Origin of the sequence: Streptomyces sp. NPDC048171 (assembly GCF_043202655.1) — a bacterium.
GTDB lineage: Bacteria > Actinomycetota > Actinomycetes > Streptomycetales > Streptomycetaceae > Streptomyces.
This window is the reverse complement of sequence record NZ_JBIDAU010000004.1, coordinates 505,629-522,943: the sequence shown is the minus strand read 5'-3', so window position 1 is coordinate 522,943 and position 17,315 is coordinate 505,629. Positions and strand designations below refer to the sequence as shown.

General features: G+C 72.7%; 11 protein-coding genes. 3 read left to right on the top strand and 8 right to left on the bottom strand.

The genetic code is table 11. The features are described from left to right. Positions 1 to 108: 108 nt before the first annotated feature. The 3 genes from pkaE to ACGF3J_RS13995 form a co-directional block, all read right to left on the bottom strand. Positions 109 to 1,599: a serine/threonine protein kinase PkaE gene (gene pkaE / locus ACGF3J_RS14005; protein WP_202557452.1), complete on the bottom strand. Its 1,491-nt coding sequence runs from the start codon at positions 1,597 to 1,599 to the stop codon at positions 109 to 111. 53 nt (positions 1,600 to 1,652) lie between these two features. Continuing rightward, on the bottom strand, positions 1,653 to 2,234 hold the full coding sequence (locus ACGF3J_RS14000) for a hypothetical protein (protein WP_161326253.1): 582 nt from the start codon (positions 2,232 to 2,234) through the stop codon (positions 1,653 to 1,655). Positions 2,235 to 2,357: 123 nt separating this feature from the next. Continuing rightward, entirely contained in the window at positions 2,358 to 3,128 is a 771-nt protein-coding gene (locus ACGF3J_RS13995) for an HNH endonuclease family protein (RefSeq protein WP_393854163.1), read from the bottom strand. A 137-nt stretch (positions 3,129 to 3,265) separates the two neighbouring features. Here ACGF3J_RS13995 and ACGF3J_RS13990 point away from each other — a divergent pair, with 137 nt between their 5' ends. Further along, positions 3,266 to 3,463: an antitoxin gene (locus tag ACGF3J_RS13990; protein ID WP_161327449.1), complete on the top strand. Its 198-nt coding sequence runs from the start codon at positions 3,266 to 3,268 to the stop codon at positions 3,461 to 3,463. Positions 3,464 to 3,530: 67 nt separating this feature from the next. Here the strand turns inward: ACGF3J_RS13990 and mfd are convergent, their stop codons facing one another. The 3 genes from mfd to ACGF3J_RS13975 form a co-directional block, all read right to left on the bottom strand. Beyond that, positions 3,531 to 7,064 (bottom strand): transcription-repair coupling factor, encoded by a 3,534-nt coding sequence (mfd, locus tag ACGF3J_RS13985; RefSeq protein ID WP_161327448.1) that lies wholly within the window; start codon positions 7,062 to 7,064, stop codon positions 3,531 to 3,533. A gap of 475 nt (positions 7,065 to 7,539) precedes the next feature. After that, complete coding sequence (locus ACGF3J_RS13980) at positions 7,540 to 10,104, bottom strand: ABC transporter permease (RefSeq protein ID WP_161327447.1); 2,565 nt, start codon at positions 10,102 to 10,104, stop codon at positions 7,540 to 7,542. Further along, positions 10,101 to 10,889: an ABC transporter ATP-binding protein gene (locus ACGF3J_RS13975; protein WP_122617011.1), complete on the bottom strand. Its 789-nt coding sequence runs from the start codon at positions 10,887 to 10,889 to the stop codon at positions 10,101 to 10,103. Before ACGF3J_RS13975 ends, ACGF3J_RS13980 begins: the two co-directional genes overlap by 4 nt. Positions 10,890 to 11,397: 508 nt before the next feature. Here ACGF3J_RS13975 and ACGF3J_RS13970 point away from each other — a divergent pair. Together ACGF3J_RS13970 and ACGF3J_RS13965 are read left to right on the top strand one after the other, a co-directional pair. Continuing rightward, positions 11,398 to 11,871 (top strand): DUF485 domain-containing protein, encoded by a 474-nt coding sequence (locus tag ACGF3J_RS13970; RefSeq protein ID WP_161327446.1) that lies wholly within the window; start codon positions 11,398 to 11,400, stop codon positions 11,869 to 11,871. Continuing rightward, the gene (locus ACGF3J_RS13965; RefSeq protein WP_161327445.1) at positions 11,868 to 13,478 is read left to right on the top strand and encodes a cation acetate symporter; all 1,611 of its coding nucleotides are present in this window, start codon (positions 11,868 to 11,870) and stop codon (positions 13,476 to 13,478) included. The genes ACGF3J_RS13970 and ACGF3J_RS13965 overlap by 4 nt, the downstream gene beginning before the upstream one ends. Positions 13,479 to 13,542: 64 nt before the next feature. Here the strand turns inward: ACGF3J_RS13965 and ACGF3J_RS13960 are convergent, their stop codons facing one another. After that, positions 13,543 to 14,433, bottom strand: a complete 891-nt coding sequence (locus ACGF3J_RS13960; RefSeq protein ID WP_393854162.1) for a cellulose-binding protein — start codon at positions 14,431 to 14,433, stop codon at positions 13,543 to 13,545. A 165-nt stretch (positions 14,434 to 14,598) separates the two neighbouring features. Beyond that, the gene (locus ACGF3J_RS13955; RefSeq protein ID WP_393854161.1) at positions 14,599 to 17,310 is read right to left on the bottom strand and encodes an SUKH-4 family immunity protein; all 2,712 of its coding nucleotides are present in this window, start codon (positions 17,308 to 17,310) and stop codon (positions 14,599 to 14,601) included. Positions 17,311 to 17,315 lie beyond the last annotated feature (5 nt).

Sequence of the window (17,315 nt, the reverse complement as noted above, 5' to 3'; positions counted from 1 at the left end):
TCTTGCGATGATCGATGTTAGGCAGTGGCCCGGCTCTGGCCAACCCATTGGACCAACGATTCACCTGGACTTCGGGCACCGCCCCGCCACCGCGCGTCGGGGCGCTCGTCAGCCGCGCATCCGGCCCAGCCAGTGGAGCGTCCGCCGGACGTCGGAGGCGAGCGGGTGGCCGGGGCCGTGGACGCGCTCCACGTCGTGCAGCAGCCGGGCCAGTGTGTCGTGGGCGGCGGGGCGGTCGCCGAGGGCGAGCAGCAGGTGGCCGACGCGGCGGCGGACGTCGTGGGCGAGGTCGGGGTCGCCGGCGACGTACTGGTTCTCGTAGTACGGGAGCAGCGCGCGGTACTCGGCGAGGGCGGCGGCCGGTTCGCCGAGCTGTTCCAGGCACTGGGCGGCGTCGTAGCGGTGGCGCAGGGACTGGGGGTCGGCCTGGCCTGCCTCGGCGGCGCGCTCGTCGGCGAGGCGGCGCAGTTCGGGCAGGGCGCGCCGGTACTGGCCGTCGTCCATGAGAGTGGCCGCGTACTGCTTGCGCAGGGTGCGGACGACCGGGGAGCGTTCGCCGTGCTGTTCGGCGGCGGTGGGCAGGATGGCGCCGAGGATGTCGACGGCCTGGGTGATGCGGCCCTCGCCGAGGAGGCGTTTGACCTCGTCGACGGCGCGGGCGACGTCCGGCTTGGCGGCCTCGGCGGTGGGCGGGACGGGGGCCGGCTGCGGGGCGGGGGTGCGGGCGCGGTCGGGCCAGGGGGCGTGCGGGCGGACGAAGGGGCGGGTGGGGTCCAGGGCGCGGCCGGTGGGCATGGAGCGCGCGGGGAGCAGCAGCGCCAGGTGTTCGTAGACCTCCTGGGCGGAGTCGGGGCGGTGCTGCGGGTCCTTGGCGAGCAGGCGCAGGACGAGGGCTTCGAGCGCCTCGGGGACCTCGGGGCGGACGCGGCGCACGGGCAGCGGCGGTTCGTACAGGTGGCGGTGGAGCACGCCGAGCGCGGTGGAACCGGCGAACGGAACGTCGCCGCTGAGCAGTTCGTGCAGGACGACGCCGAGGGCGTACAGGTCGGTGTACGGGCCGACGGCGCCGCCCATGGCCTGCTCGGGCGACATGTAGGCGGGCGAGCCGATGGGGGTGCCGGTGTGGGTGAGGCGGGTGGTGTCGGCGTCCATGACGGAGGCGACGCCGAGGTCGAGGACGGTGACGGTGCCGTCCTGCTTCACCATCACATTGCGCGGTTTGAGGTCGCGGTGGACGATCGGCACGGCGTGCACCGCGCTCAGTACGGCGCACAGTTGCGCGGCGACCGCGACGGCCCACTGCCACGGGTAGGGGTCGTGTTCGGCGAGGTGGTCGGCGAGGTCGGCGCCGTCGACGTACTGCATGACGAGGAACAGTTCCTCGCCCTCGCTGCCCGCGTCGTGCACCGTGACCAGGCCGGGGTGGTCGACCTGGGCGGTGACCCGGCACTCGCGGACGAACCGGCGGCGCAGTTCGTCGGCCTCCTGCCCGGCGACCTTGTCGGGGCGCAGCAGCTTGACGGCCACGCGCCGGTCGAGCCGTCGGTCGTACGCCGTCCAGACCTGGCCCATGCCGCCCTGCCCGACGAGTTGGGACAGCTCGTAGCGGTCGGCGACGACGCGTCCTGCCGTGCCGGTGGCCTGCCGCGCGCTCACGTTCCGCCCTGCGGGCCGGCGCCGCCGTTGCCGTCGTGGCGGCGCAGGTAGTCGCTGAGTTCGTCGAGTTCGGCGCGGACCTGGTCGATGCGGGCGGGCGGGGGCGGCGCCTGGCGCGGGGGCGGCGGTGCGGTCTGCGGCGGGGCGGTCTGCGGCACGGTGGTGGCCGTGAACGGCGAGGAGGTCTGCGGGTAGCCGTAGCCGGGGGTCGGGGTCGGGGCGTAGCCGCCGTACCGCAGCTGCTGGAAGTGGCGCACGTCGGCCGCGATGTAGTAGGCGATGACGGCCACGAGGGTGATGAGCAGCAGCGCGAGTCCGGTGTAGCCGCCGGGGGTGTGGATCTCGTCGCCGGGCTCGGTCCCGATCAGCACGATGCTGAGGATGTCGACGGCCAGGACCGCCACGAACAGGCCCCAGTCCACGGACCTGCGGGTGACGACCGCCAGCCGCAGCAGCATCACCCAGGTGAGGAAGCCGCAGGTGAGGACCGACAGGGTCACGAACAGCACGCGCATGGAGACCAGATACCCGGGTGAGGGTGGCTGCTTCACCGGCTGCGTGTAGCCGTGGCCGTGCATGGCTGCTCCTGGTACCTGGAACGGGCGGATGTCGCGTCGAGCGTATAGGCCGACACCGACAGGCGGCCCTGGGTTGTACCGAACCGTTGTCGACCTGATCACTCCGGCCGGCCGAGGGCGGTGTCAGCCGCCGCACTGGCGGAGCATCGCCTCCCGGTCGGGCGCGGTCACCGCCAGTTCGTACTTGGCGGCGACCTGGGCGAAGCGGACCGCGTACGCGCACCGGACCGGCTTGGCCGGCGGGAGCCAGGAGGCGGGTCCGGAGTCGCGCTTGGCGGAGTTGGCACGGCCCTGGACTGGGATCAGGTTCAGCGGGTCGTTGGCCAGTTGCTCGCGCTTGTTCTCCGTCCAACGCGAGGAGCCCATCTGCCAGCTGTAGGACAGCGGCACGACGTGGTCGATCTGGACCTCGCTCGCCTCCTGCTTGCGCCACTCGATGGTCGTGCCGGTGTAGGGGTCGTCGAGGCTCATCGCGACGACCACGCAGTCGGAGCCGGAGCGGAAGCGGACCTCCTGGCCGTCGCGCTTGAGGAGGTCGTTGCGCGTGTCGCAGCCGTTGCGGGCGAGCGGGACGCCGTCGGCGGAGTCCATCCAGGCGTAGCCGAACTCGTCGCGGTCGTAGCCCGTCCTCGGGCCGCGTCCCTTGGTCTCCAGGTCCTCGATGAGCCGCCGGGCCGTGGCCTCGGGGCCGTCGCCGGTGACCGGGGCGAGGCCGGGGCCGGTGCCGTCCGGGTTGCGCAGGGGGCTGACGGCCGGTCCGGCGGCCGGGGCGGCGGCGCCGCTGTCGGTGGGGGCGGCCGCGTCGCCCTCCAGGCCTTCGCATCCGCTGACCAGAGCCAGTGCGAGGGCCGCGCCCGCGGTCCATCCGGTACGGATCCTGCTGTGCCGCGTCATGCGCGTCCCTCCCCCAACTCGATCGCCGGTATCACCGTAGCGACGGAGAGGTCCAGACCATAGAGGGCTTAATTAGGCATGTCGGACATAACTGCCGTACCTTCGAAAGTGAGTCACGTCTCGGAAGGAGCTGCTGCATGGGCATCCTCGACAAGGTCAAGAGCATGGCCGGCAAGGACAAGGACAGGTCAAGGAAGATGTCCGACGCCGCCGAGCGCCAGGTCAACGAGCGGACCGGCGGCAAGTACGAGAAGCAGGTCGACGCCGCGCAGCAGCAGGCCGAGGGAAAGCTCGGCTTCGGACGCGAGGGCGGCGACCGGCCGGAGCAGCGGTAGCCGCTCCGGACGTCCGAACAACCGCCGAAGCCCGCCCATGGGGTATGCCCCCTGGACGGGCTTCGCGCTACGACCCCAGGATCGAGGTCAGGAACTCCCCCACCCAGCCGAGCAGTTCCCGCCCGAGCAGCGGCTTGCCGCCGACCTTCGCGGTCTTCGGTCGCGGTACGAGGACCTGGCGGGTGCCCGCCTTGATGACGCTGCCGGGGTAGAGCCGCTTCAGCCTCAGCTCCTGGGACTCGCGCAACTCCACCGGCGCGAAGCGGATGTTGTTGCCCTGGAGCACGATCTCGCCGACGGCGCACGCCCGCGCGAGCATCCGCAGGCCCGCGACCAGCAGCAGGTTCTCCACCGGCTCCGGCAGCTTGCCGTAGCGGTCGACGAGCTCCTCGCGTACGGCCTTGATGTCCTCCTCGCTGTTGGCGGAGGCGATGGACCGGTACGCCTGGAGGCGCAGCCGCTCGCCGGGCGCGTAGTCGTGCGGGACGTGCGCGTCGACCGGCAGCTCGATCTTGACCTCCAGCGGCGGCTCCTCCTCCACACCGCCCTCCAGCGAGGCCCGGTAGTCGGCGACCGCCTCGCCGACCATCCGCACGTACAGGTCGAAGCCGACGCCGGCGATGTGGCCGGACTGCTCGCCGCCGAGCAGGTTGCCCGCGCCGCGGATCTCCAGGTCCTTCATCGCCACGTACATGCCCGCGCCCATCTCGGTGTGCTGGGCGATGGTGGCGAGCCGCTCGTGCGCCGTCTCCGTCAGGGGCTTCTCCGGCGGGTAGAGGAAGTACGCGTAGCCGCGCTCCCGTCCTCGGCCGACGCGGCCGCGCAGCTGGTGGAGCTGGCTGAGTCCGAAGTTGTCGCCGCGCTCGACGATGAGGGTGTTGGCGTTGGAGATGTCGATGCCGGACTCGACGATGGTGGTCGAGACGAGCACGTCGAACTTCTTCTCCCAGAAGTCGACGACCACCTGCTCCAGGGCCTGCTCGGACATCTGGCCGTGGGCGGTGGCGATGCGCGCCTCGGGGACGATCTCGCGCAGCCGGGCCGCCGCGCGGTCGATGGACTCGACGCGGTTGTGGATGTAGAAGACCTGGCCCTCGCGCAGCAGTTCGCGGCGGACTGCGGCGCCGATCTGCTTCTGCTCGTAGGGGCCGACGAAGGTCAGCACCGGGTGGCGCTCCTCCGGCGGGGTGGTGATCGTGGACATCTCGCGGATGCCGGTGACCGCCATCTCCAGGGTGCGCGGGATGGGGGTGGCCGACATGGTCAGCACGTCGACGTTGGCGCGGAGCTTCTTCAGCTGCTCCTTGTGCTCGACGCCGAAGCGCTGCTCCTCGTCGACGATGACCAGGCCCAGGTCCTTGAACTTGGTCTCGGACGAGAACAGCCGGTGGGTGCCGATGACGATGTCCACCGAGCCCTCGCGCAGGCCCTCCAGGGTCGCCTTCGACTCGGTGTCGGTCTGGAAGCGGGACAGCGCCTTCACGTTCACCGGGAACTGGGCGTACCGCTCGCCGAACGTCCCGAAGTGCTGCTGGACCAGCAGGGTCGTCGGCACGAGTACGGCGACCTGCTTGCCGTCCTGGACCGCCTTGAAGGCGGCGCGGACCGCGATCTCGGTCTTGCCGTAGCCGACGTCGCCGCAGATCAGGCGGTCCATGGGGACCGTCTTCTCCATGTCGTCCTTGACCTCGGCGATGGTGGTGAGCTGGTCCGGGGTCTCGGCGTAGGGGAAGGCGTCCTCCAGCTCGCGCTGCCAGGGCGTGTCGGCGCCGAAGGCGTGTCCCGGGGCCGCCATCCGCGCGCTGTAGAGCTTGATCAGGTCGGCGGCGATCTCCTTGACCGCCTTCTTCGCGCGGGCCTTGGTCTTGGTCCAGTCGGCGCCGCCGAGACGGTGCAGGGTGGGGGCCTCGCCGCCGACGTACTTGGTGATCTGCTCCAGCTGGTCGGTGGGGATGTAGAGCCGGTCGCCGGGCTGGCCGCGCTTGGCGGGGGCGTACTCCACGACCAGGTACTCGCGGGTGGCGCCCTGCACGGTGCGCTGCACCATCTCGATGTAGCGGCCCACGCCGTGCTGCTCGTGGACGATGTAGTCGCCGGTCTCCAGGGTGAGCGGGTCGATGGTCTTGCGGCGCCGGGCGGGCATCCGGGCGCCCTCGCGGCCCGCCGCCTTCTGGCCGGTCAGGTCGGTCTCGGTGAGGACGGCGAGCCGGAGATTCCGGTCGACGAAGCCGTGGTCGATCGAGCCGCAGGAGACGTGCACGACGGACGGACTGAGGGTGCCCAGGTCGTTGTCGAGCCGGGCCGCGATGCCCTCGCCGCCGAGGACCTCGACGGTGCGGGCGGCCGGGCCGTGGCCCTCGGTGACGTAGACCGCGCGCCAGCCGTCGGCGAGCCAGCCCTTGGTGTCGGCGAGTGCCTTGGCGGTGTCGCCGCGGTAGGTCTCGGGGGCGTGCATGCCGAGCTTGAGGGTGTCGGCCTCCTCGAACGCGTCGTCGGCGGCGAACGGCGACACCGACCACCACATCATGTCCAGCTCGCGGGCCCGCTCCCGGACGTCGGCGATGGACCAGAGCGAGGCCGCGTCGACGTCGATCGGCGCCTCGCCGCCGCCCGCGGTGGCCGCCCAGGACGCCTGGAGGAACTCCTGGCTCGTCGCCACCAGGTCGGCGGCGCGGGTCCGCACCCGCTCCGGGTCGCAGACAAGCGCCATGGCGCCCTTGGGAAGCACGTCAAGGAGCAGTTCCATGTCGTCGACGAGGACGGGAGCCAGCGACTCCATGCCCTCCACCGCGATGCCCTCGGCGATCTTGCCGAGCAGCTCGCCCAGCTCGGGGTGGGCCTCGGCGAGGGCGGCGGCGCGCTCGCGCACGTCCGGCGTCAGCAGCAGCTCGCGGCAGGGCGGGGCCCACAGGCCGTGTTCGGCGACCTCCAGGGAGCGCTGGTCGGCGACCTTGAAGTAGCGGATCTCCTCGACGTCGTCGCCCCAGAACTCGACGCGGAGGGGGTGCTCCTCGGTCGGCGGGAAGACGTCCAGGATGCCACCGCGGACGGCGAATTCACCGCGCTTCTCCACCAGCTCCACGCGCGCGTACGCGGCTGCCGCGAGGGCCTCCACGATCTCGCCCAGATCGGCGGTCTGTCCGGTGCGCAGGGCCACCGGCTCCAGGTCGCCGAGGCCCTTGACCTGCGGCTGGAGTACGGACCTGACGGGCGCCACGACGACGGAGACCGGGCCGGTCTCCGGGTCGTCGGGGCGGGGGTGGGCCAGGCGCCGCAGGACGGCCAGGCGGCGGCCGACGGTGTCGCTGCGCGGGCTGAGGCGTTCGTGCGGGAGGGTCTCCCAGGACGGGTACTCGACGACGCCCTCGGGGGGCAGGAGGGAGCGCAGGGCCGCGGCGAGGTCCTCCGCCTCGCGGCCCGTCGCCGTCACCGCCAGGACGGGACGGGACGTCTCGCGGGCCAGGGCGGCGATGGCGAAGGGGCGGGCCGCGGGTGGGCCGACCAGGTCGACGTGCATGCGGTTGCCGTCTGCGGCCGCCGAGATCGCTTCCGCGAGGGCGGTGTCCTTGACGACGGCGTCGAGCAGACCGTGCAGGCTCATGGAGGGGGCGCTTTCCGTCCTGGGGTGGGGCAACACGAGTAGCCCGACGCGGGTGGGGCCGGGGGTGTCCAGCGTACGTCGCCGGGCGCGGGTGCGTCGGGGGCTGTGGATGACGCCGGGTACGGGGTGGCGGCGTCGCGGTCGCCGTACCAGGGGGCTCCGCCCCCTGGACCCCCGGCCTATGCCCACCCACCACCCGACTCGGTGGGTTGAAAAGTGGACGCCCGGGGTGACGGACGACTCGGTGGGGCGAAGAGTGACCGCCCGCGCTGACCGACGACTCGGTGGGGCGAAAGGTGACCGCCCGCGCTGACCGACGACTCGGTGGGGCGAAAGGTGACCGCCCGCGCTGACCGACGGCTCGGTGGGTTGAAGGGCGGACGTCCGTACCCCCGCAAAAGAGCCGGCGCCGGAGGCCTCGTGGCTTCCGGCGCCGGGTTCCCCCGCAACCCCCGTGTGCGGTGGCCGTGGGGTGCTACTCCGTCGCGATGGCGTTCAGGACGTTCATGCGGCCCGCGCGGAAGGCCGGGACCAGGGCGGCGAACAGGCCCACGAAGGCCGAGCCGATGAAGACGCCGATGATCGTCGGCCAGGGGATGTCCAGGACGTTCAGTCCCTCCAGGGCGAGGAGCTTCTGCGCCGTGGCGCCCCAGCCCATGCCCAGCCCGAGGCCGAGCAGCGCGCCGAAGAGGGCGATGACGACGGACTCCATGCGGATCATGCGGCGCAGCTGGCGGCGGGAGAGTCCGATCGCCCGCATCAGGCCGATCTCGCGGGTCCGCTCGACCACCGAGAGGGCCAGGGTGTTCACCACACCGAGGACGGCGACGATGATCGCCAGGGCGAGCAGGCCGTAGACCATGTTCAGCAACTGGCCGACCTGGTCCTTCAGCTCCTGCTTGTAGTCGGTCTGGTCGGCCACCTGGTACTGCGGGTAGGCGTCCATGGACTTCTTCAGCGCCGCGTACGCCTGGTCGCTCTTGCCGTCCTCGGCCTTGGCGAACATGATCGTGTTCGGCGGGATGCTCTCGGCCGGCAGGTACTTCCGCATCGTGTCGATGCTGATGTACCGGGCGCCCTGGTCGATGGCCACGTCGTCGCTCGTGATCGCGGCGACCTTGAGCTTCGCGGTCTCGCCGCCCTTGAAGGCGACCGAGAGGGTGTCGCCGACGTGGACGCCGTGCTTCTCGGCGTAGTCCGAGCCGACGGACATGGCGTCCGCCCCGTAGGCGGCGGAGAGCTTGCCCTCCGTCGTGGCGCGGCGGACGTCCTCGGCGTAGGTCGGGTCGGCGGCCGTGACGCCGTCGTCGTCGGTCTTGCCGTCGGGCGAGGTCAGCGTGGCGTCGAGCATCTTGTAGCGGGTGACGTGCTCCAGGCCGGGCGTGTCCTGCATCGCCTTCTCGGCCTTCGGCACGATCCGCTGGTTGCCCTGGACGATGAAGTCCGCGCCGACCGTCTTGTCCAGCTCGCTGGTGGCCGAGGCGACCATGGAGGAGCCGACCACCGAGAGACAGGCCACCAGTGCGAGGCCGATCATCAGGGCGGCGCCCGTGGCACCGGTGCGGCGCGGGTTGCGCAGGGCGTTGCGCTCGGCCAGCCGGCCGACGGGACCGAAGGCCCGCAGCAGCACCGCGCTGATGACCCGGACCACGAAGCCGGCCAGCAGCGGGCCGATGACGACGAAGCCGATGAGGGAGAGCACGATGCCCGCGCCGAGCATCAGTGAACCCTCGCTCGCCTTGTCGGCGCCTGCCGCCGTGAGCAGGGCCGCGGCACCGGAGCCGGTGAGCACCAGGCCGATCAGGCCGCGTATCCAGCCGGCCTTGACGTCGGCCGGTGTACCGGCGTCGCGCAGGGCGGCCATCGGGGAGATCTTGCCGGCACGGCGGGCCGGCAGGTAGGCGGCCAGGACGGTGACCACGACGCCGAGGACCAGGCCGATCACGGGGGTCGCCGTCTTGATGGTCAGGTCGTCGGTGGACAGGTTCATGCCCGCGGCGGACATCAGCTTCATCAGGCCGATGGCGATGCCGACTCCGGCCGCGACGCCGAGGACGGAGCCGACGATGCCGAGGAGCAGCGCCTCGACCAGCACGGACCGGTTGACCTGCCTGCGGGAGGAGCCGATGGCCCGCATCAGGCCGATCTCGCGGGTGCGCTGGGCGACCAGCATGGAGAAGGTGTTGATGATGAGGAAGATGCCGACCAGGAACGCGATCCCGGCGAAGCCGAGCATGGCGTACTTGATGACGTTCATGAACTCGCCGATGCCCTCGCGGTTCTCGTCGGAGTTCTCCTTGGCCGTCTGGACCTTGTAGGTGCCGTCCAGGGACGAGGCGACGTTCTGCTTGAGCCTCGTGTCGGAGACACCGGCCTCGGCGGTGAGGTTGAGCTGGGTGAACTTGCCGGTCGAGCCGAGCAGTTCGCTCTGGGCGGTGGCCGTGTCGAAGTAGACGACTGCGGCGCCGGGGTTGGTCACCGTGAAGGAGGCGATGCCGACGATCTTCGCCTTGAAGTCGCCGGTCTGCGCGATGGTGCGCAGTTCGTCGCCGAGCTTCAGGTCGTGCTTGTCGGCGGTGTCGGCGTCGACCATCACCTCGGTGGGCCCGCGCGGGGCGTGCCCGGTGGTGATCTCCATCGACCGGAGGTCGTTCTTCGTCCAGTTCCCGGCGATCGTCGGGGCGCCGTTGGTGGCGCCCACGTTGTCGTTGTCGCTGTTGACGACCGTCACGTTCATCGAACTGACGACGCCCTCGGCGGACTTGACGCCCTCGGTCGCCCGGGCCCGCTCCAGTGCGGAGGCCGGGAGGGCCTCGGGTACGCCGTTCTGCGGGGTGTCCTCGGCCTTGGCGTCCTTCGGCATGACCGTCACGTCGGACGAGGTGATCGCGAAGAGCTTGTCGAAGGTGGTGTTCATCGTGTCGGTGAACACCAGGGTGCCGCACACGAACGCCACCGACAGCAGCACCGCCACCGCCGAGAGCGCCATCCGGCCCTTGTGCGCGAGGAAGTTGCGCATCGAGGTCTTGACGACGGTCATGACGTGCGCCCCCGGGCGTCGAAGTCCTTCATGCGGTCGAGGACGGCGTCCGCGGTCGGGCTCAGCATCTCGTCGACGATCCGGCCGTCGGCGAGGTACAGCACGCGGTCCGCGTAGCTCGCGGCGACCGGGTCGTGGGTGACCATGACGATGGTCTGGCCCAGTTCGGTGACCGAGCGGCGCAGGAAGCCCAGCACCTCGGCACCGGCGCGGGAGTCGAGGTTTCCGGTGGGCTCGTCGCCGAAGATGATCTCGGGACGGGCGGCCAGCGCCCGCGCCACCGCGACCCGTTGCTGCTGGCCGCCGGAGAGCTGGGTGGGACGGTGCTTGAGCCGGCCGGCCAGCCCCACGGTCTCCACGACCCGGTCCAGCCACGCCTTGTCGTACTTACGGCCCGCGATGTCCATGGGCAGCGTGATGTTCTCGATCGCGTTGAGCGTCGGGAGCAGGTTGAACGCCTGGAATATGAAGCCGATCCGGTCCCGGCGCAGCCGCGTGAGCTTCTTGTCCTTGAGCCCGGTGATCTCGGTCTCGTCGAGGTAGATCTGCCCGCCGGTGACCGTGTCCAGACCGGCCAGGCAGTGCATCAGCGTGGACTTGCCGGAGCCCGACGGCCCCATGATGGCGGTGAACCGACCGCGGTCGATGTCCACGTCCACGTGGTCGAGGGCGACCACCCGCGTCTCACCCGACCCGTAGGCCTTCACGACCTGCCGCGCTCGCGCGGCAACGGCCGTACGCCCTCCGGTGCCCCCGTGCGTGGGAATACTTACGGCCGATGTCATGTCAAGTCTCCTATGTCGGTCATCGAGTGAGCCGCCGGTGCCCCGTTGGACTTCCGCGGGTGCGCCGTGCTGCTGTCTCGAAGAGTCTGTCCGGAACCGTGGGGCGGGCGCGCTGGTGTTCAGCGCACTCTTTTCCTGGGGAAAACCCCACCCCCACGGGTCCGGTTTGCCGCCCCCCAGCGGCGTAAAGCCAGATTAAGGACGCGCCCGGCCCCTCTCGTCCTCCGCCGGTACGAACCCTCCCCGAGCCGTAGTACGGAGGTACCCCTAGGGGCAGTCCACCCTTCGGTGGAGTCGGTCTCGGGGTCGCTCTCCACCCCGAGACGCACCGAGCCTCCACCCTCCCGCCACGTGAGGGGCAAACCAGCACGTCGGCCAGCGCATACCGACCGACCAGTTCGGCCAAAAGGCAGCGCTCCAGGTGACTGGCGAGTAACGTGCGTGACCCCCACCCCCCACCTCCCCCTGCGGTCCGCCGCTCGGACCCAGCCGCGCAAGGAGAACCGGGATGTCCTACGACCCGTCCCCGTCGTACCCCCACCACCCCCCACCGCACCACATCGCACCGCCGTACCCGCCCTATGCCCCGACGCCCCATGCCCCGACGCCCCACGCCCCGGCGCACCAGGCCCCGTCCCACCGCGCCCCGACCCGGCGCGCCCCGCGGCGCGACCCGCTCGGGCACCACAGCGACCTGCGGATCCTGCGCAGCGCCTACCGCTGGCAGCGGCGCACCGCCACGCTCACCGCGCTCGGCTACTTCACCCTGTTCCTGATCCTGTCCGCCTACGCGCCCGGCTTCATGACCGGCACCGTCGTCGACGGACTGCCCACCGGACTGCTGCTCGCCCTGGTCCAACTGCCCGTCACCTGGCTGGCGATCGCGCTCTACGAGCAGACCGCCCGGCGCCGCGTGGACCCGCTCGCGGACCGCATCCGCAAGGAGGCCGAACTGGACGCCCGGCGGGAGGCGGGACGATGACGGAGTTCAGCGGCAACGCGCAGACCATGTCCCTGGTCGGCTTCACCGCGGTCGCCACCATCACGCTGCTGCTGTGCGTGATGACCGGCCCCGACCGGGACGACCTCGACGAGTTCTACACCGGGTACAGCTCCTTGTCCCCGATGCGCAACGGCCTCGCGATCGCGGGCGACTACATCTCGGCGGCGTCCGTCCTCGGCACCAGCGGCGTCATCGCCCTGTTCGGCCACGACGGTGTCGTGCTGGCGCTCAGCACCGCCCTCTCCCTGATGCTGCTCATGTTCCTGCTGGCCGAACCCCTGCGCAACGCGGGCCGGTTCACCATGGGCGACGCGCTCGCCCGCCGGATGCCGGGCCGCAGCGTCCGCGTCGCCACCTGCGCCGTCACCCTCGCCGCGCTGCTGCCGCTGATGCTGGTGCAGCTCGCCGGCACCGGCCAACTGCTCGCCTTCGTCCTCGGGTTCTCCGGCGAGTCGCTGGAGACCGGGTGCATCATCGGGCTGGGCGTGCTGATGATCAGCTACGCGGCGATCGGCGGGATGAAGGGCACCGCCCTCATCCAGATCCTCAAGATCGTGATGCTGCTCGGCTCGGGCGCCGTGGTGGCCGTACTGATCCTCAACCGCTTCGACTGGGACCCCGGCGCGCTGTTCGGCGCGGCGGCGGACCGCAGCGGGGTGGGCTCGGCGTTCCTGCACTCGGGGCTCCAGTTCGCCGGCGGGCCCCACCCCGACGCGGACATGATCACCGCGCATCTGACGGTCGTACTCGGCGGCGCCTGCCTCCCGCACATCACCATGCGCATGTACACCGCCTCCTCGGCCCGCCAGGTGCGCCGGTCGATGTCCTGGGCCGTGTCCAGCGTGGCACTGTTCGTGCTGGTCGTCACGGTCGTCGGCTTCGGCGCGACGGCACTGCTGGGGCGGGCGGTCGTGGCCGCGGTCGACCCGCAGGGCAACACCGCCTACCTGCTGGGGTCGCAGGCCGCCTTCGGTGCGGAGGTGTCCACCGCGGAAACGTTCCTGTTCACGATGGTCACCACGGCCGTCTTCCTCACCCTGCTCGCCTCCGTCGGCGGCATGATCCTCGCCTGCGCCAACTCCCTGGCCCACGACGTGTTCGCCACCCGCGTGCAGGAGATGTCACCGCGCCGCGAGATGGCCCTCGCCCGCGTCTCCGCGCTGGCCGTCGGCGTCCCGGCGATCATCCTGGCCACCCTGGTCCAGCACCGCAGCCTCCAGCCGCTGGTGACGCTGTCGTTCTGCCTGGGCGCCTCGGCCATCGCCCCCGCCCTGGTCTACGGCCTCTTCTGGCGCCGCTACACCCGCACCGGGATGCTCGCCACCCTCATCGGCGGCTCGCTGGCCGTCCTGCTGCTGATGCCGGGCACCAACCTGGTCTCGGGCTCACCCGTCGCCGCCTTCCCCGAGGCGGACTTCAACTGGTTCCCGTTCACCACCACCGGCCTGGTCTCCATCCCGTTCGGCTTCGCCTGCGGCTGGATCGGCACCATGCTCTCCGGCCGGCGCAAGGCCGAGGAGCAGCGCCGGCAGTACGAGGCGGTGGAGGGGTGGATCCTGGCGGGGGCGGTGCGCAGGGGCGACTGACCACGCGGACCTCGGGGCGGGTACCGACTGACCACGCGGACCGCGGGGCGGGTCCCGGGTGGCCTCACTCGACCGCCCGGCCGGTCAGCGAACTGAGATTGCTGCGTACGGAGGCCATGTGGGCCTGCAGTTCGTCCCACCGCTCCCCGTGCTCGCGCAGCACCTGCTCCGTCTCGCGGACGATCTCCTCCTGCCGCACCCGGGCCTCGGCGACCACCTCGGCCGCCCGGGCCCGGGCCTCCTCCCGCATCCGCCCGGCCGCCTCCCCCGCCTCGGCCAGCGCCCGCTCCGCCTCGCGCACCTCCTGCTCGGCGCGGGCCAACGCCTCCGCGTGGTGCGCGTCCAGCGCCTCGGCCCGCTCCTCCTCGGCCCGCTCCGCTCCGGCCAGCCGCTCGGCGTGCTCGCGGCCCTGCTCCTCGAGCGTGCCCTCGGTGCGCGTGCGTGCCTCGCGCAGCACGGACAGCACCTGCCCGCGCCCCGCCTTCACCTCCCGCCGCGCCTCGATCCGCACCTCGTCGGCCTCCGCACGCGCCACGAGCAGCCGCTGCCGGGCCTGTTCGTCGGCCTCGGCGCGCACGGCGTCGGCCCGCGCCCCCGCCGCCTCCAGCACGCCGTCGGCGTACGCCCGCGCTTCCCGCATCCAGTCGTCCCCCGCGTCGCGCGCCCGCTGCCGCACGGCCTCGGCCTCCTCCTCGCAGAGCCGGAACAACCGCCGCGCGCCTTCCCCGAGCACCTCGTAGTCCTGCGAGGTGAGCTGGGCGACCTCGTCCAGCAGGTCGCCCAGGTCCTCCTCCATCTCCCGGGCGAGGACGGTGAGGCGGGCGGCCCGCTCCCAGGCCGCGTCGCGGTCGTCGGAGAGCGCCGCGACGTACTCCTCCACCTGTTCCGGACGGTAGCCGCGCTCACGCCCGCGTACGGTCACGAATCCGTCGGGAGCCGCCGCTGCGCTGCTCATGCTGATCACCCCTGTGGTGAACCTGCCGCACTAAATGGACTTAACCGACTTTATGGATCGGATGTAAGCGCTCATAATGCGACACACCGCACGCGAAGGGCGGGGCCCGGTCGCCTCACCGGCCGACCGGGCCCCGCCCTTCGGTACGTCAGGAACGCCGCCGTCTCACAGCAGTCCGTCCCACATCTGCTCCAGCAGCACCGACCACCAGCTCTCCGGGGAGCCGAGCGCCGCCGGGTCCAGCGCGGCCAGCTGCGCCTGGAAGTCGACGGTCCAGCGGCCCGCCTGCTCCTGGTTCAGACCGAACCTGAGCCGCCACATCCGGCCCAGCAGCGCCAGTGAGCGCGCGAACTCCGGCAGCCCGGAGTTCACGAACTGCGGCGGCACCGGCGCACCGCCCGGCCCCGCCTCCACCGGCACGGCCACGATGGCCGCGGTGCCGTACTGCACACAGATCGCGCGGCCGAAGTCGCTGCCGACGACGAGGTACGAACCCGCGTCCGAGGCCGGCTGCACCCCCCGTTCGGCCGCCAGCTCCGCCAACGTGGGCACCGGGCGCCCCGGCTGGGCCTGCGCCCAGAAGAACGGCCCCATGTCCATCGGCAGACCCGCGGCCACCAGCGTGTGCGCCACGACCGGCGGCACGCCCTGCCGGGAGACCGCGGCCTGCTCGAACCGGAAGACGCCCGGCCCGAACGCGCCGCCGAGCTCCTGCCCGATCGCCTCCGGCGGAACCGGCGGCGCCGGCTGCACCTGCGGCAGCGGAGCGCGCACCGGCGCCGGACGGGCCGGCCCGTCGGCCACCTGGTGCAGCTCGCCCTGGTGCGCGAGCAGTTGCCGCATGCCCTGCTGCCGGCTCGCGTGGTCCGTGCCGTACGGCGCGATCGAGGTGATCCGCGCCTGCGGCCACTGCTCCCGGATCATCCGCGCGCAGTACGCGCCCGGCAGCTCGCACGACTCCAGTTCGGTGTGCAGCTCCAGCACCTGGTCAGGCGGGACGTTCATGGAGCGCAGCTCGTGGAACATCTGCCACTCCGGGTGCGGCGTGCCCGGCGCCGAACGCCGGATCAGCTGCTGCTCGGAGCCGTCGTGGGCGCGGTAGCGGAGCACGGCCTGGTAGCCCGGACCGACGGTCGGCTGACCGGCGGGCGGCTGCGGATAGCCGTACGCCTGCGGCTGACCGGGCATCGGCTGACCAGGGGGCGGCATGGCACCCGGCGGCATCGGCTGCCCGCCGCCGGGGACCCCCGGAGCGCCGGGCGGCGGCGGAGGCGCGCCGACTCCACCGGGTCCGCCGAGCGAGGGCGCGGCCAGCACGGTCTGCGCGTGGTGCACGGCACCGCCCGCGCCGCCCGAGGAGCCCTGCGCACCGGGCACCCCCGGAGCGGCGGGCGGAGGCGGCGTCCCCGGAGCCGAGGGCACGCCCGGCGCACCGGGGGCCCCGGGAGCGCCGGGAGCCGCGGGGGCGCCGGGAGGCCCGGGAGGACCCGGAGGCTGCGGCGCACCGCCACCCGTGCGGCCCGGATCGGCCAGCATCGTGGCGGCGTGGTGCATGCCGCCCGGCGGCGTACCGCCCGGAGCGCCCGGAGCACTCGGCGGGGGCGGCGTACCCGGCGCCTGCGGAGCTGGGGGCGTACCGGGCGGTGTGCCCGGCGCGGCAGGGGGCTGCGGTGCGCCCGGCGGAGGCGGCGTGCCCGGACCACCCGGTCCACCCGAGCCACCTGGCGCACCCGGTACACCCGGCGCACCCGGACCCTCCGGCCCGAGCGAAGACACCAACTGCGTAGGCACATACCCGCCGGCCGGCGTACCCGGCGCCGGAGCCCCCGACGGCGGCGGCGTGGCGCCCGGCCGCCCGCCCGGCACACCCGGGGCACCGGGCGGAGGCGGCGTGGTCGGGCCTCCGCCACGGCGCGGCGGAGGCGCCGCCTTGCTGGTCGCGGCGTCGGCGATGTCCCCCGCGTTCGGCGGGAGCGGCTGGGCCGGCCCGGGGGGCGCACCCGGACCGGCGGGCGGCTGCGCGGCGGGCGGCGTCTGCGGCGCGGGCGGCGGCGTGCCCGGACCGGCGGGCGCGGCCGGCGCGTCCGGCTCGTCGAGCGCGGGCGACAGCGCCGTCGGCGGCAGCGAACTGCCGCCCGACATCAGCGCCGTCTTGGCGTCCGGCGTCCCGGGCGGCGGCGCGTCGTCGTCGGCACCGCTCAGCGGCGGCGAGAACACGGTCTGCGGCAGCGGTACCGAACGGTCCTCACCGGCGTCCGCGTTGGTGTCCGTCCCCGCCCAGGGCGTCGCCCCGGCAGGGGCACCCGGCGTACCGGACGCGCCCGCGCCGGAGCCACCGTCGCCACCGGACGCGGCGGCCGGCCACGCCGCACCGCTGCCCCCGGCAGGAGCCGACGGCACACCGGCCTGCGTCTCGGGAAGCGGCGCGCCAGGACCGGCCACGGAACCGGAAGCACCGGTGTCTCCCGTACCGCTGTCCTGATCCCCGCGCCGACGGTCCGGAATCCCCAGCTTGTCCGCCGCCTCCTGCAGCCACTCCGGCGGACTCAGCAGGAACGACGTCTGGTTCAGGTCGACCCGCGCGGCGGGCGCCGGCTGCGCCTCCTCGGCCTCGTCGGGACGGCCGTACTCCTCCTCGTACCGGCGGACGACCTCACCCACCGGCAACCCCGGCCACAGCGTCGCCTCCCCGCTGTCCCGGGCGATCACCAGCCGCTGCGCACCGCCGTCCGAACGCGGGCCGTCCGCACGGTCCTCGGCCCACACCACGAACCCGAGGTCGAACTCCCGCACCCGCACCTCACGGTGCTGGTACGCCGGCAGCTCGCCGTTGACCCACTCCTCCGCGCGCTCCTGCGCCTGCGCGAACGTCACCATCGTCA